The sequence below is a fragment of the Geminocystis sp. genome (genome assembly GCF_041753295.1).
Classification (GTDB): domain Bacteria; phylum Cyanobacteriota; class Cyanobacteriia; order Cyanobacteriales; family Cyanobacteriaceae; genus Geminocystis.
In genome coordinates this window covers 1-13,932 of record NZ_JBGSUU010000003.1, presented here as the reverse complement: position 1 = coordinate 13,932, position 13,932 = coordinate 1, and the positions used below count along the sequence as shown (strand labels likewise).

At 33.5% G+C, this 13,932-nt stretch carries 11 protein-coding genes; 4 read left to right on the top strand and 7 right to left on the bottom strand.

The window, feature by feature from the left end; all coding sequences use genetic code 11:
* Nucleotides 1–34 precede the first annotated feature (34 nt).
* Nucleotides 35–172 (bottom strand): hypothetical protein, encoded by a 138-nt coding sequence (locus ACEW8E_RS00140; RefSeq protein ID WP_373478316.1) that lies wholly within the window; start codon nt 170–172, stop codon nt 35–37.
* 158 nt (nt 173–330) lie between these two features.
* On the opposite strand from ACEW8E_RS00140, the gene ACEW8E_RS00135 reads away from it, so the two are divergent.
* Nucleotides 331–1,176, top strand: coding sequence for a M20/M25/M40 family metallo-hydrolase (locus ACEW8E_RS00135; RefSeq protein WP_373478315.1), 846 nt, complete (start codon nt 331–333; stop codon nt 1,174–1,176).
* Nucleotides 1,177–1,263: 87 nt separating this feature from the next.
* On the opposite strand, the gene ACEW8E_RS00130 is transcribed toward ACEW8E_RS00135, so the two are convergent.
* The gene (locus ACEW8E_RS00130) at nt 1,264–3,147 is read right to left on the bottom strand and encodes a hypothetical protein (RefSeq protein WP_373478314.1); all 1,884 of its coding nucleotides are present in this window, start codon (nt 3,145–3,147) and stop codon (nt 1,264–1,266) included.
* Nucleotides 3,148–3,494: 347 nt separating this feature from the next.
* Here ACEW8E_RS00130 and metG point away from each other — a divergent pair, with 347 nt between their 5' ends.
* From metG to ACEW8E_RS00115, 3 genes are all read left to right on the top strand, one after another.
* Nucleotides 3,495–5,111 (top strand): methionine--tRNA ligase, encoded by a 1,617-nt coding sequence (gene metG, locus ACEW8E_RS00125; RefSeq protein WP_373478313.1) that lies wholly within the window; start codon nt 3,495–3,497, stop codon nt 5,109–5,111.
* A gap of 258 nt (nt 5,112–5,369) precedes the next feature.
* Nucleotides 5,370–5,981 carry an NYN domain-containing protein gene (locus ACEW8E_RS00120; protein WP_373478312.1) on the top strand — a complete coding sequence of 204 codons (612 nt, stop codon included), beginning with the start codon at nt 5,370–5,372 and terminating at the stop codon, nt 5,979–5,981.
* Nucleotides 5,982–6,030: 49 nt separating this feature from the next.
* Nucleotides 6,031–6,597: a hypothetical protein gene (locus ACEW8E_RS00115; RefSeq protein WP_373478311.1), complete on the top strand. Its 567-nt coding sequence runs from the start codon at nt 6,031–6,033 to the stop codon at nt 6,595–6,597.
* Nucleotides 6,598–6,643: 46 nt separating this feature from the next.
* Here ACEW8E_RS00115 and ACEW8E_RS00110 read toward each other — a convergent pair whose 3' ends face one another.
* The 5 genes from ACEW8E_RS00110 to ACEW8E_RS00090 form a co-directional block, all read right to left on the bottom strand.
* Nucleotides 6,644–9,133 carry a hypothetical protein gene (locus ACEW8E_RS00110; protein ID WP_373478310.1) on the bottom strand — a complete coding sequence of 830 codons (2,490 nt, stop codon included), beginning with the start codon at nt 9,131–9,133 and terminating at the stop codon, nt 6,644–6,646.
* 125 nt (nt 9,134–9,258) lie between these two features.
* Complete coding sequence (locus tag ACEW8E_RS00105) at nt 9,259–10,398, bottom strand: PilW family protein (protein ID WP_373478309.1); 1,140 nt, start codon at nt 10,396–10,398, stop codon at nt 9,259–9,261.
* Nucleotides 10,304–10,912, bottom strand: a complete 609-nt coding sequence (locus tag ACEW8E_RS00100) for a prepilin-type N-terminal cleavage/methylation domain-containing protein (protein ID WP_373478308.1) — start codon at nt 10,910–10,912, stop codon at nt 10,304–10,306. Before ACEW8E_RS00100 ends, ACEW8E_RS00105 begins: the two co-directional genes overlap by 95 nt.
* 57 nt (nt 10,913–10,969) lie before the next feature.
* Complete coding sequence (locus ACEW8E_RS00095; protein WP_373478307.1) at nt 10,970–11,746, bottom strand: Tfp pilus assembly protein FimT/FimU; 777 nt, start codon at nt 11,744–11,746, stop codon at nt 10,970–10,972.
* A gap of 375 nt (nt 11,747–12,121) precedes the next feature.
* A complete protein-coding gene (locus tag ACEW8E_RS00090; protein WP_373478306.1) occupies nt 12,122–13,528 on the bottom strand; it encodes a collagen-like protein in 1,407 nt (468 codons plus the stop codon).
* Nucleotides 13,529–13,932: the final 404 nt, after the last annotated feature.

The window sequence follows — 13,932 nt, the reverse complement described above, 5'->3', positions numbered from 1 at the left end:
CTACCTCTTAATAAATCAATTTTTACCATTACTTTTACTTAACGATTAAATAAAAAATCGGATAGCTAATACTTTCGGGAATGCCAGAGTCATATTCTTCGGAGGTATATTGGGAAGCATCCACTAGACGGCTAAGGGAGATTTTATTCTCTTTCTGTAATCTAAATATCATACTATTTAACTCATGTCTCTGCAATAATCTTAATATTCATAAAAACACTTTATCTAAAGTAGCAAGAGAAAAATATTTTTGTCTTAACAATCAATTTCAAATATAATATAACATTATTTAATATATAATAAATACAAAAATAAAACTGAATACAAATCATGTCCTATAATCTCAGTAAATCAACCTTAGAGAAAGAATTAGAAGCCATTTGCATTCCTCGTCATCCAATATGGAATAATTGGGGTTATCAAAAAGTACAGGAATATATAGAGGAAAAATTAAGCTGTTGCGGAAAAGTTGAAAAACATATTTTCCCTAGCATCCAAATGGATGGATGTAACCTAATCCTAAAAATTGAAGGAAATAATCCCAAATTAACACCGATTCTCATTGGCGCTCATTATGATGGTGTACCCGATACTCCGGGGGCAGATGATAACGGCACTGCGGTAGTTGCTTTACTTAAACTAGCCGAAATTTTCTCCCAACAATCCTTGAATCGCTCTCTGTGGTTAGTAGCATTTGATCAAGAAGAATGGGGCATGAGGGGAAGTCAAGCCTTAGCACAACAGTTGAAACAGCAAAAACAACCTTTGAAATTAATGATTTCTTTGGAAATGTTAGGTTTTACCTGTGAAACTCAAAATTATCCTCAACCTGAAATGTATCAGTTATTCGGTAGTAAAGGAGATTATTTAGCGCTGGTTGGCAATCAGGAAATGTACTCATTGTTACAGGAAATGAATGAAATTTTCAGTCGTCATCTACCGACAAGACTTCTGTGTGTGTCTGACAGGGGAGATAGTTTTCCCGAAATTCAACTTAGTGATCATTCTCCCTTCTGGGAATTTGGTTATGATGCCTTGTTGTTAACAGACACCGCTTTTTTACGAAATCCTAATTATCACAGACATAGTGATACTATTGCTAGTCTTGATTTAGATTTTTTTGCCAAAGTTGTGGAAGGATTGATTTTAGTGACAAAACACTTAACTGACAGCTAAATTAATCCTAATGAATAACAATGGAAAAAAACTTTCCAACCATCAAGATAAGCCATACTATTTACTCCTGAATATTTGATGAACTAACTAGAATTCATTTTTTTCAATCTCTTTGTATTGAACCATAGCCCATCCCTCTTTGTAACCTAAAGCGGATGCAATTTCTTTTAATTGTTCTAAGTTGAGAATAAATTTTTCTTTCATACGATAATATACCCACATTGGCTTATAGTTTTTCTTTTTTTGTTCCGATAATAAATTTTGTAATTCCAACTCAAATTTTTCGGAGTCGCAAACTAATTTATCCGACACACTCACGGGAGTATTGGGATTTTCTTTTACTGCTAAGCGAACAGAATTATCGAGATCAGCACTTTGATTTGCTAATTTTCCTTGTTTGATGTTGATATATGCCGCACTTCTAACAAAGTTATTTCCATCTTTAACTAGATAACTAAGAGTATTATCTGGAGTTTTAGGATTTTGAGCAATGGCATAACGTAGTAACCAAGAGTGAGAAAGAAAATTATTTTCTAAATGAGAGACTTCTACGTAAGGGCTGAAAAATAGAATAAAATGTCCGAAATCAGGGTACATCTCCTTGCCTAAAGACTCTACAGGATAATTTTTCGGATTAGGTTTTTTTTCCCGTCTTTTTGCTAGTTCCCGTCTTGCTACTTTTAATATCTCAATAAGCGAATTGGAAGGATCTTTCCCCGCATCGTACATATCCTGAATTAAATTTTCCAAGTCACGAATATAAAAAATAATTCTCGGATCTTCTTTTAGTTCCTCAAAATCATAGCAATCTATTCCTCCACCTCCACGACAGTTAAAATTTTTTATTACTTTGTCTAAATGATCTTTTGTTCCTAATAAATCATATGCCAACATCCAGATATCATCATTTAATGGAATATTTGGATTTCTTAGAGCTTTTAAGCCAATTTCTTGATCATCATCGTTAATTAGTTCATATAATATATCTGTCGGAGTATAGCGACTTCGTGCTATTCTTCTAAGAGCCAATGATGTAAAATAAGAAAGAAATTTTAAATCTTGTAAACAAAAAGCAATTGATTTCGCCCAAGGCTCCTTTGCCCATTTGTAGAGTATCCCTTGTCTATCTAAATCTACCACAATATCGCTTTTAGATTCAGGAACTACTAAAGCAGATTGTTCTAATGCTTTTTTGATCGCATTTTCAATATTGTCCATTTTGCCATTCCAGTTAACATGAAGTTTAGCTTCTTGGGCTATGAGAGGGTTTTTATGGTTTGCTAACTTGTTTAAATGTTCGAGGGTATTAAGGTTTTTTGCTACTTCTAAACGAACATTTTGAGAGAAATCAGTAGCCAATTTTTCTAATAGAGTTATAGGGGTATTAAGGTTTTTTGCTACTTCTAAGCGAACATAATACTTAGAATCAGTAGCCAATTTTTCTAATACAGTTACAGGAGTATTCGGGTTTTTTACTACTTCTAAGCGAACATAATACTTAGAATCAGTAGCCAATTTTTCTAATACAGTTATAGGGGTATTAGGGTTTTTTACTACTTCTAAGCGAACAGAATACTCAGAATCAGTAGCCATTTTTTCTAATAGAGTTACAGGGGTATTAGGATTTTTTGCTACTTCTAGGCGAACAGAATACTCAGAATCAGTAACCAATTTTTCTAATACAGTTACAGGGGTATTGCAGTTTTCTCGTACAATTTTGGGGATATTTTCTTTTGTTAAATAATAGTAGCTTTTACTTTTTTCTATCTTCCCGACAGAATACAATGCTCCTTCCTGTTTTAAGTCGCTAGGAAATTTAACGTTTAATTTTGAATTGTAACCTTCGGAGATAACTCTTACCTTTAAATCTTTCCCATCCTTATAGCACACCAAGATAATTTCTGACTGACTTTCAACATTTATGTTTTCTGTTTCAGTGGTAGAGGGATTAGTGGTTTTTGTGTCTGTCATAATTCTTAGAGTATTTTATTAAAATATATCATTTATTGCTATAGATATATCCAGCTCATATTTACATTTTATGCAAAAACTAAAAAAAGGGGCGTTGGTGATTTCAAGTTGATTGTGCTTCCTCAGAGTTACTATTGAAGCTAAATAAATACCTCCTAGAAAATTTATTTTTCTTTTATCATAACTATTGTAGAGAGTCTGATTTTTTGAGATTACTTTAATATTGCAAACAGGAAAAAATAATTAAGAAAACGTAAAGAATAAAAAAAGGTTTACAATAAGTATATTAAATTATAAAGATTCAAATATAACATTTAGGATTGGAAATTAACCTTTTAACTTTTTAGATGAATAGTTTTAATAACTCTATTTCAAAAACAACCTTTTCTTTAACAACCCCTTTATATTACGTTAACGGTTTACCTCATATCGGTAGTGCCTATACTACTATGATTGCTGACGTTATCGCTCGTTGGCAAAGACTTTCTGGTAATGAAGTCTTATTTGTAACTGGTACAGATGAACACGGACAAAAAATTCAAGGCACGGCTGAAGATAGTGGTGTTGCACCTCAAGAACATTGCGATCGCATAGCAGATAGTTTCAGTGATTTATGGGCAAAACTCAACATACAATATGATAGATTCAGTCGTACCACAGCAAAAAATCATGGTGTGATAGTCAAAGAATTTTTTGAAAGAGTTTACGCACAAAACGATATATATCTTGATCAACAACAAGGTTGGTATTGCGTTGCTTGTGAAGAATTTAAAGAAAAAAGAGAACTATCAGAAGATGGTTACTGTCCGATTCATACGAATCTCAAAGCTGAATGGCGAGATGAACAAAATTATTTCTTCCGTCTTTCTCGTTATCAAAGTGCATTAGAAAAACTTTATCAATCAAATCCAGATTTTATTCAACCAGAAACAAGACGTAATGAAGTCTTAAATTTTGTGAAACAAGGTTTACAAGATTTTTCCATTTCACGGATAAACGTTTCTTGGGGGTTTCCCATACCTAATGATCCCAGTCATACTATATATGTATGGTTCGATGCTCTTTTAGGGTATATTACCGCTTTATTAGACGAAAATGAAGAACCTACCCTTGAAAATGCGTTAAAAAAATGGTATCCCTTTAATTTACACCTCATCGGTAAAGATATTTTGCGTTTTCATGCCGTTTATTGGCCGGCAATGCTCATGTCAGCGAATTTGCCTCTACCACATCAAGTATTTGGTCATGGATTCTTGACAAAAGACGGTCATAAAATGGGAAAAACTTTAGGAAATACCCTAGATCCATTTATTCTATTAGATAAATATGGTTCAGATGCTGTACGTTATTATTTTCTCAAAGAAATCGAATTTGGTAAAGATGGTGATTTCAATGAAACCCGTTTTGTGAATATTCTTAATGCAGATTTAGCCAATGATTTAGGAAATTTATTGAATCGCAGTTTAGGAATGTTAAATAAGTATTGTGGTGGAATTTTACCGCCTATTTTAGGAAAAAATATTCCTGATGAAAATACTGTTAAACAAATTGCTAACGTTATAACCTATCGTTTTCCTGAAGGTTATAAATCCTATAAATTTGATTTAGTCTGTGAAGATGTCTTAATTTTAGTCCGCAGTTGTAATAAATTTATTGATGATAGTGCACCTTGGAGTTTATATAAAAAAGGAGAACAAAAAGAAGTCGAAAAAATCCTTTATATCTTATTAGAATCTGTGAGATTTTCCGCTTTTATTCTAGCTCCTATTATTCCAAATATTAGTAATAAAATCTATAATCAATTAGGTTATAATTTTGATTTTAACAAAAAAGATTTAGGGGTTAAAACATTTATAGATAAAGGTCATTTTGAATGGGGTATTTTACCATTAAATCAAAACTTACCTAAACCGAATCCCGTATTTATCAAACTAGAATTACCGAATCTAATTGACAAGGGATAATAGATAATAGATAATAGACAATAATTATATAAGCTAATTATCTTGAGATGACAATACATATAAGTTAATTAAATAAACTATATAAGTTTGTTTAGAATACATAACTTATTTTGTAAAACTAATTATAATTACTATTATTTAGTATTAACTAAATTTGACCATTTAATCTCAACTTTTAAAAACTTTTTTCATATTTATATAACTTTTGATCAAAAACCGTTTTTAAAATAAATTTTACTTAAAAATAAGGATAAAAAAATGTGGGATAATTTTGATAGTGATCCCGTTTTTCCTCCAGAACAAGTATTAGAAAATAGGGGTAAAGTAGCCATTTTTATTGATGGTTCAAACCTGTTTTATGCAGCTTTACAATTAGGAGTGGAAATCGATTACACTAAACTTTTATATCGTTTGACAGCGGGAGCAAAATTACTACGCGCTTTCTTTTATACTGGAGTTGATCGCACTAACGAAAAACAACAAGGCTTCTTACTCTGGATGCGACGCAATGGCTATCGAGTCATCGCTAAAGATTTAGTGCAATTGCCCGATGGCTCAAAAAAAGCCAATTTAGACGTAGAAATTGCGGTGGATTTAATGGCTTTAGTGGGTTCTTATGATACTGCTGTATTAGTAAGCGGAGACGGTGACTTAGCCTACGCAGTAGATGCGGTAAGTTATCGGGGCGCTCGTATTGAAGTTGTCAGTTTGCGATCTATGACCAGTGATAGTTTAATTAATGTAGCAGATCGTTATATTGATTTGGAACAAATTCGGGAAGATATACAAAAAACTCGTAAATCAAATTTAACCTATGATAATTTTTCTCCTTATCACCTTATTGAAAATCGAGATAATTTGGAAATTTAATTATTAATAATTTATAGTTACTAATTTTTCTTGATTATAATAATCAATTATGTTTAGGCTCAAATTAATTATCTTTTTGCTATTTTTTCCTGTTGGTTTAGGGTTATTATGGCAATCTTTTAATCTAAATATTTTACCGGATCAATTAATCTCTTTTACCTTTTTTTTATTTTCTATAGAACAAGCTAGAATGGCGGTAATTGATTTACAATCTTATTATTTAACGAAAAAAGAAACGGAGAATAAAGTTTTATTTCAATTCTTCCTCGTTATTCTTACCACAATTATTATTGAATTATGTGGTTTTTATTGGGCTTTATTTTCTGTTGGTTGGGGTGCATTTTTAGTTATAGTTAGTCAAATTTGGTTTAATTTTTTTGCACCGTTAAGAGTAGTAGAAACAAGTAATATTATTCTACAAAATTATAATTTTACCGAAAAAATAGCTGTTTTATTTGCTGATTCTATCCCCCTATTTCTCATGATTTTGTGGTTAATCAATGTCTATCCTTTGACAATTTCTTTAGCAATATTTGCTATTACCTTAACTTTTGTCTGTGTTAAATATGGGACTTTTATTATTAAAATAAATCGCCAATCAGATGGTAGAGGCTAAATATATTGAGGTAGGGCGATATACCGCCCATAATTCCTAAGATATTTTATTGATCAAAACTACGAATGAAAGACTCTTGTTTAAGCACCACAAACTGAGGAGTTAAAGGAGGTAATTTATTAGGATCATTAAAGTCTGTATCATAATCCCAGTTTCTGTTTGGTGCATCATAAACATTTGCTTTTCCCCATACACCGCTTACATATTTAGGTTCAGCAATACTGACAAATGAACCTCGATAAGTCCAAGTTCTTCCACCCCAATTTTCCGCAAAACGAGGATAATTTTCTAAACCACCGTTATAAGCCCCGTTTACAACACTAACATCTGTTCCAGAAAGAACCCCTGCATTAAATGTAGTGTCAGTAGGAAGAACATTACTACCATTAATATTACAATTCTTCTCGTTGAGATGATTAATAGCTCTATCATCATTCAGACAAGCATTAGAAAGAGGGTTGAAAGAATCAGCTAGGATAGACGCAGGTTGTTTATTAACATTATTATAATCTCCTTGAACGTAAATAGCTTGATCTGAAGCAATAGTTACACCTGTAGGATCTGGGTGAGTAGTTGTTTGACCTAAACCAAATAATTGTTTTCCGTTAATGAAGGCAAAACCATAAGGACTTGTTAACAGTGATGCTTTACGAGTTGTGGCACTATCATTAATGGTGGCGTGAACAACCATTCCTCCTTCAGTGTCATCAAGAGCAGCTAAACCGAGACGTTGAAAAGAATTAGCAGGGGCGTTCGCATCAGCCGCCGCAGGGGTATAAAGTAAATCTGCCGTAGAAGTAAGAGTAGTTCCGTTTAGATATTGTCCATCACGATTCCAGATAACTAAACTTTGGATATTGATCTGTAATAGTCGCATATCTCGCCCTTCTCTGACATTATAATAACGGAAAGGAGTGGTATGACTAGCAACATCTCGTCCTACTTCTAAAATCGGGGCCGCCACAAAACAACGACTTGTTAAACCTGCTATTTCTTGAGGATTCATTTCCTTGATATTTTTCCATTCAGTATCATTAAAACCGGTAGGAGGAGTAGTTGAAGCAAAAGCAGTTAAAAGAGTTTTTGTAGCTGTATTTGATAATGAGTTAAAGCTCAGAGGAGCACTTTGAGATAGTATTTGTTCTTGGAGATAATTCTGTGCGTTAGTCGCTAAAGTATTTTTTTGAGCTGTAGTTAGAGCATTCCACCAATTTTGTACCGTTGTATTATTGGCTGGTTTAGTGGTAGGTAATGCTGTATCGATACTAGGACAAACATTATAATTACCAGCAGGAATCGCTGCTAAATCAGCTCCTACCATAATAGGTTGTCTTAAACTTTTTAATTTAGCATTATAAATAGATGTATTGAATGTTTCACCAGTGCTCAGTAGTTTTGTCTCGATGGGGTTATCTGGATCTTGACGATTCATGCCCGTTATTTCAAAGGGAACGGTATTTAAGTAGTTAGCCGTGGAAGTCGCTATAGGCTTAAATGTAATGCGAATATCAGCTTTTTTGTAATAATCCCCTTCAGTATTTAAAAAACTTGGTTCAGGAATAGATACAGGAGCTTCTGTTCTCACTTTTATTTGATTTCCCCAGTTGGTTGCGATTTTCTGAGGATTCATGGCTAGTTGAGTTTTAGCCGCAGTATCAGACGCAAATTTAATTAAATTTTTCAGAAAACTACCAGTTGTATCGGGTAACTGAGTCGATATTCTTGCTCCATCAAATGTTTCACTGGGTTTATGTTTTCTTCGAGCATAAATATCTTTGACGGTGGTTACTTGACCTTTAACGTCTAAACTCACATTACTACCCATAAATAGATCACCGTTGGTGTGTATCGGACCGCTAAGAGTCATGGCTGCACCCGGGAAAATCTCTAAATCTCCTACATAAAAAGCGGCAAACTGAAACATAGGGATTAAACGACTTTTCACATCCATTTGTAAAATAGCCGTTGCTTGTTTACCATCATTTTTATTATTAACATCAGTCTCTTTAAAACTGAGGGCATAAATAGAATGACCCACTTCTAACATGGATAAACCTTGATAATTATCTCCTTGAGGCACTATTCCTTGAACTCCTACACCCCCATTTTTTTCAATAACATAGGTAGTTACAAGAGTATCGCTCAGGGCTTTATTATAAGATGAGATGCTAGAAACCTCACAGGTATAATCTATCGTACCGTCATTAGAACTATCATTATCAAGACAAGCATCCGCTTTACTAGGAGAAGTGCCTTTAGGTTTCCCATAATTTAAAAATTTCTCTTTGATTTGATTAGCTCGAATATTTAATTGTGCTTCTGCCCCATAAAATCCGCTATTACTGGCCACTGCTGAGCTGGTGGTTTCTTTTTCAGTGTTATTATTGGTTTTTGCATATAATGCCATCAGTCCACTTAATGCTAAAACAATCCCTAAAGCAACTACTAGAATATAACCTTGTTCTTGATTAGACTTACGAGAATGTTGAGATTTCAGTAACTGGAATAAAAATAATAAATGGCGATTAGTTTTCATGGTATTTTAAGTTTGATTTGATAATAAATAAATGTCCTTAAATCCCTTTCTTCTCCCCCAGAATTGGGGGCAGGGAGGCGAAAAGAGGTTATGGGGGCTTTGTCATTTTTTTCATAAAATTTTCCTTAATTCATACTGTTACGAGGATAGAATTTTTGAGACATAGTTAAATCTTCATCCTTTCTTAATTTCTTTGAAGAATCTTCATTTTCTTTGACTGTCGCTGATATTTCTATGGATTTTATTTGATTAAATTTATATTCTGTTGTTGGATTTGGAAAACTAGGGGTACAACTTGTTGGTCCTCCTGCTTCAGTAATTACTTTACATAAATGTTCTGTCGTATTACCAGTCGTATCATCAAGTTTGTTTAATGTAGCAGTAATATCTAGTTTGTCCAAATTTTCCGTTAACTCAAATGTGTCCTCTACTTGATCATTGACAATTAGTTTTAATTTTTTTTGGTCAAGATCCACTTGATACTGGCGTTTATCCATTAAATAAATAATGCTACCTTCTGGATAATTGTTAGTCCAAGTATGATCATTAGTATCAAGATTTACTGTTTCCACTATCTTTGTTGTTGTATTCGGATTAGTAATAGTAGTTCCATCTGCTTTTTTTATAATTTCTCCTTTATAATCAAAAAATTCTCCTCTATTGGTTGAACGATCATAAATGTAGGCTTTAATGGTACCCGGATCATTATTTCTTTTCTGATTCCATAGCTTAAGGGTATCGGGCCATCCATCTTTAGGATTTTCATTATCGTTTCGTTTACAAAGACTATTTGTACTTGATTCATCTACAACTAAAGGTTTAGTCGTTGAAAGTGCAGTTATAGCAGTACAAGAAGTTAGGGTTTGAGGTAGTAAAGTTCTTCTAATGGTAATATCAGAAGTTTTTTCTACGGGGTTAGTGTTAGGGATTGTTCGTTGGGTGATTTCTAGTAGTGGAAGATCGGTGTCCGTTAATCCTTCTCCTACCTGTATCATATCAGGAGCGATACTAGCAAAAATTGTCTTTAATCTTTGGTTTACATCCGCTACTCCCGTATCCCCGACAAAACTTTGTCGCATACTTAAGAAACCACTAAAGGCGAAACCCAAAATAACAAAACCCATTACGCTAGTGGCAATAACTTCAAGGAGGGTAAATCCACCTGAATTATTATTTTGATTGTTGTAAAGGGATAATAGTAGCGGATGTGGTGAGATATACTTGTTCGCTGGTTTTAAAGGTTTCGGCTTTGGTAGTTGAGTCATATTTTAATTCCTCTAATTTTTTATTTTTTATTTGAACAACAACATATTTAATATCTTCAGAAGTACTAAGACAGTTACTAACTACGTCATCGGTTACAGTTGGTTCATTAGAACAGATATTAATTACTACTTTATATTTATACCCACCAAAATCCTTTGCCCGATCATCAGAGAGGGTAAATTCTGTTGTTCCCGTATTATTTATGGGAGTTGTAACTATTGGTGTTGTAGCAGAGCGTGTTTGCTTAAAAACACTACTGGTATCTACATCTTTTCTCCAATCGTATCTGAGTCCGTCTAAAATTTCTTTAGTGAGAGAAACCGCACCCATAGTAGTTTTTTGTTCTAAATTCTGGATTTTCAAGGCTAACAAGAACTGTAGATTAACCGCAAAGGCAATACTTAAAACGGTTATAGCTACTAATACTTCTATAAAAGAAAATCCTTGGGTTTGTTTCCTTTTTTGAATCAGAAAATAATATTTTAGTAGTGAAGGAAAATAGTTTTTTTTCATAGGGATTATTTTTTATTAACAGTTTATTTTCGATGATTTCCTCTTAAAAGGGTTTCACTATTCAATGGCACCCCCCTGATTAATAGTTATAGTTTTTTCTTCATTGTTGGTAACATTTGTGATAGTTAGGGTTAAAGAAGGTTGTAAATCATTGTTTTCATCAAAAATATAAGCAACACCTCGACTGTTAAAACATAATGTCCAATCCGTTAAATCTGCAGTAAATGTTGCTAAAGCACTGGTTTTATCTTTTGTTAGGGGTAAAGTCACGTCCTCACCTTGAAGACGGCGATCTTCATTCCAGTTATCTTTTAGTTCGATGATGCTTTTTTCCTTTTGAACTGTACCGATTTCGTCACCCAAGGTTATGGTATCATCAGAAATTCCAGTTATGTTGTTATCATCAGAATCACTACCGATTTTAATTACATCACCGACGGAAAACCCTTTAGTAGAAATAACTTTTAAGTCTTTTGTCGTAGTGTCGGTATCTTCGGTTAATTTCGTAAGTGCCGTACAACCTCTAGTTTGTCCTATTTCCACCAGAAATTTACTGTCAGGTTGACTAGGATTAGGATCAGGTCGAAGTCTGACGGCGGAGGTATTAGAAATTGCTCTACCACGAACTTGTTGAACGATATTTTTAACTTGATTTTGAGCATCTATGTCGGCGCTAGCTGAATTATCTCGTACAAGATTAGGTGCAGCAACGGCGGTTAAGATGCCAAATATAGCTAAAACCGTGAGAATTTCAATTAAGGTATAACCATTATTTTGATTTTTACGATAATATTGTTTAAATAAATTATTTATAATTGCTTGTTTTTTTTTCATATATTACTTTTCTCCTATAATGCGACCTTGGTTTTTAGGATATAACTATTGGACTAAAATTTACACATACTTATTACTTTTAATTATAAACTCTATTTAGTAAAACCTTATCAGTGTTAATACTTATTTTATTCAAAATTTTACAATAAAGTTTTACATTTTTATATATTGTTTTTATAAACTTTAATAATGTTAATTTTATAAGTAATAGTTGAATAGGAAACCGCTCTAATACTCCCTTAAAAGGATTGGTAATAAATGGTAAGAGAGAATATAATTGTAATTGTTGATTTTTATGAAGTAATAAATAGCTGAAATTCAAAAAAAAATCAATGTTTCATCACAAAATCAGTGTTATTTAATGCTTACATAAATTTACTTAAAAGGTCCTAAAATATCTCTTTCAAGGATGGTTTGGGTAGCGGAATTATTGGCAAAAGTTCGTTTAGCTTCGATTTGTATTTGTACTGCTTTACTAACTTCTAAGTAACGAGGATCAATGGGTAATTGTCCGATGTCAATGATAAAACGATTGTTGCTATAACGAATAAATTGGGGAGGAATTTCTCCTTCATAACGCAAGATATAATCATTGACTTGTCTTAAACGGGCTTCACTAGAGTTAGAAACACTATATTTAATATAAAAGTTAGTGTTAATCACATCTGATTTTTGGGCTTCGTCTAGTAATTCTAGCTGTAATTTTGAACCGAATCCTGATAAACCTTTACTTTTTAATTTCGTTGCTTCTTCGGCTTTAATGGCGTTGAAAACAAATAATTCTGTGACGTTATTTCTCTGTAATGTGTTGGTTTCTAACCATAAGTCTGTAGGGATTTTAATGGTGACGCTACGATCATCTTGTAAATTTAAGGTTATGGTGCGATCGCTAAAGGGAGCGAAAACTTGAGGGGCATTCCAGATTAAAACAACGGAATTTTGAACTCTATCGACTAATTCGAGGTATTGATCATCAATAATAGAATCTTTGGCAAATAAAGAAGTAGCGCCTGTGCGAGTTTCCCAGATATTTTTGGATAAACTAAAACCACGATTTTTTAATTCTCCCATAGTGACAGAGGCGCTGAGTCGATCTGGTGCTAAAGGTTGATTGGTTTTAATAAGAGTAAGAGAGCCTAATTTTCCTTCTCTTCCAGCCCTTCCTGAACGTCCATTTTTCCCACTTTCACCATTAATACACCTAAATTCTTTTGTTCCACAACTATAATTCGCATCTCCGGGGCGGCCGGTACAAGATTCCACAGTCCAATAAGGTTTAGGACATTGACAACCTTTTGCACCATTACCACTTTCCCCTGATTTACCGCCATCACCGCCTTTTGCTCGAACATAAATCTGTTTAAGGTAGTTTTTATCGGTGGCATAAATAGTCAACGAACCTGCATTACCGCCATCGCCACCATTTCCACCATTGCCACCATCACCTCCATTCGCACCCACAAGATTATAATTAACGTTGGGAGGTTGATTATCACAGATAGAATTTTCTCCGTTACTGCCATTTTCTCCGGGTAATCCTTGTTGCCCTGATAAATCTAAGTTTAGGGGCGAACCATCGGCAAAAATAGTTAGTGCTTCGCTATCTCTTCCCCTAGTTCCGTCTTTTCCGTCAATTCCTTGTTTTCCTTCTTTGCCAAAACTGACAATTTGATTTGCTGAAGCTGTTAATAAACACATTGCCGATTGAGGATTTAAGGAAGGAAATACATCGGGAATGAACAAAAAGAATATTGTTAGAGAAATTTTTGTAAACCAACCCATGATAATTCGATCAAACTAAATAATGATTCTGGTAAAACTTTATCATAAGGTGAATTGACTTGAGTGAGCGATCAAAATTCTTGGGGAAAAAATTAAATATAAACTGATGTTACGCAAAAAAAGAATTAACCGTTGATTTCGGGTGTTAGGTGTCAGGTTTTAGGTTTCAGGTTTCAGGTTTCAGGTTTCAGGTTTCAGGTTTCAGGTTTCAGGTTTCAGGTTTCAGGTTTCAGGTTTCAAAAAATGAGTTTATACATTATTATTCAACATTCTTGCTAATTCCCTGTTTCCTTTCTAATTCCCTGTTTCCTTTCTAATTCCCTGTTTCCTTTCTAATTCCCTGTTTCCTTTCTAATTCCCTGTTTCCTTTCTAATTCCCTGTTTCCTTTCTAATTCCCTGTTTC

Bases quoted from the DNA above. Each gene is read 5' to 3' on its own strand.
- ACEW8E_RS00105 (WP_373478309.1), bottom strand. From the start codon at position 10,398: ATGACTCAACTACCAAAGCCGAAACCTTTAAAACCAGCGAACAAGTAT.
- ACEW8E_RS00095 (WP_373478307.1), bottom strand. From the start codon at position 11,746: ATGAAAAAAAAACAAGCAATTATAAATAATTTATTTAAACAATATTAT.
- metG (WP_373478313.1), top strand. From the start codon at position 3,495: ATGAATAGTTTTAATAACTCTATTTCAAAAACAACCTTTTCTTTAACA.
- ACEW8E_RS00140 (WP_373478316.1), bottom strand. From the start codon at position 172: ATGATATTTAGATTACAGAAAGAGAATAAAATCTCCCTTAGCCGTCTA.
- ACEW8E_RS00110 (WP_373478310.1), bottom strand. From the start codon at position 9,133: ATGAAAACTAATCGCCATTTATTATTTTTATTCCAGTTACTGAAATCT.
- ACEW8E_RS00115 (WP_373478311.1), top strand. From the start codon at position 6,031: ATGTTTAGGCTCAAATTAATTATCTTTTTGCTATTTTTTCCTGTTGGT.
- ACEW8E_RS00130 (WP_373478314.1), bottom strand. From the start codon at position 3,147: ATGACAGACACAAAAACCACTAATCCCTCTACCACTGAAACAGAAAAC.
- ACEW8E_RS00090 (WP_373478306.1), bottom strand. From the start codon at position 13,528: ATGGGTTGGTTTACAAAAATTTCTCTAACAATATTCTTTTTGTTCATT.
- ACEW8E_RS00135 (WP_373478315.1), top strand. From the start codon at position 331: ATGTCCTATAATCTCAGTAAATCAACCTTAGAGAAAGAATTAGAAGCC.
- ACEW8E_RS00100 (WP_373478308.1), bottom strand. From the start codon at position 10,912: ATGAAAAAAAACTATTTTCCTTCACTACTAAAATATTATTTTCTGATT.
- ACEW8E_RS00120 (WP_373478312.1), top strand. From the start codon at position 5,370: ATGTGGGATAATTTTGATAGTGATCCCGTTTTTCCTCCAGAACAAGTA.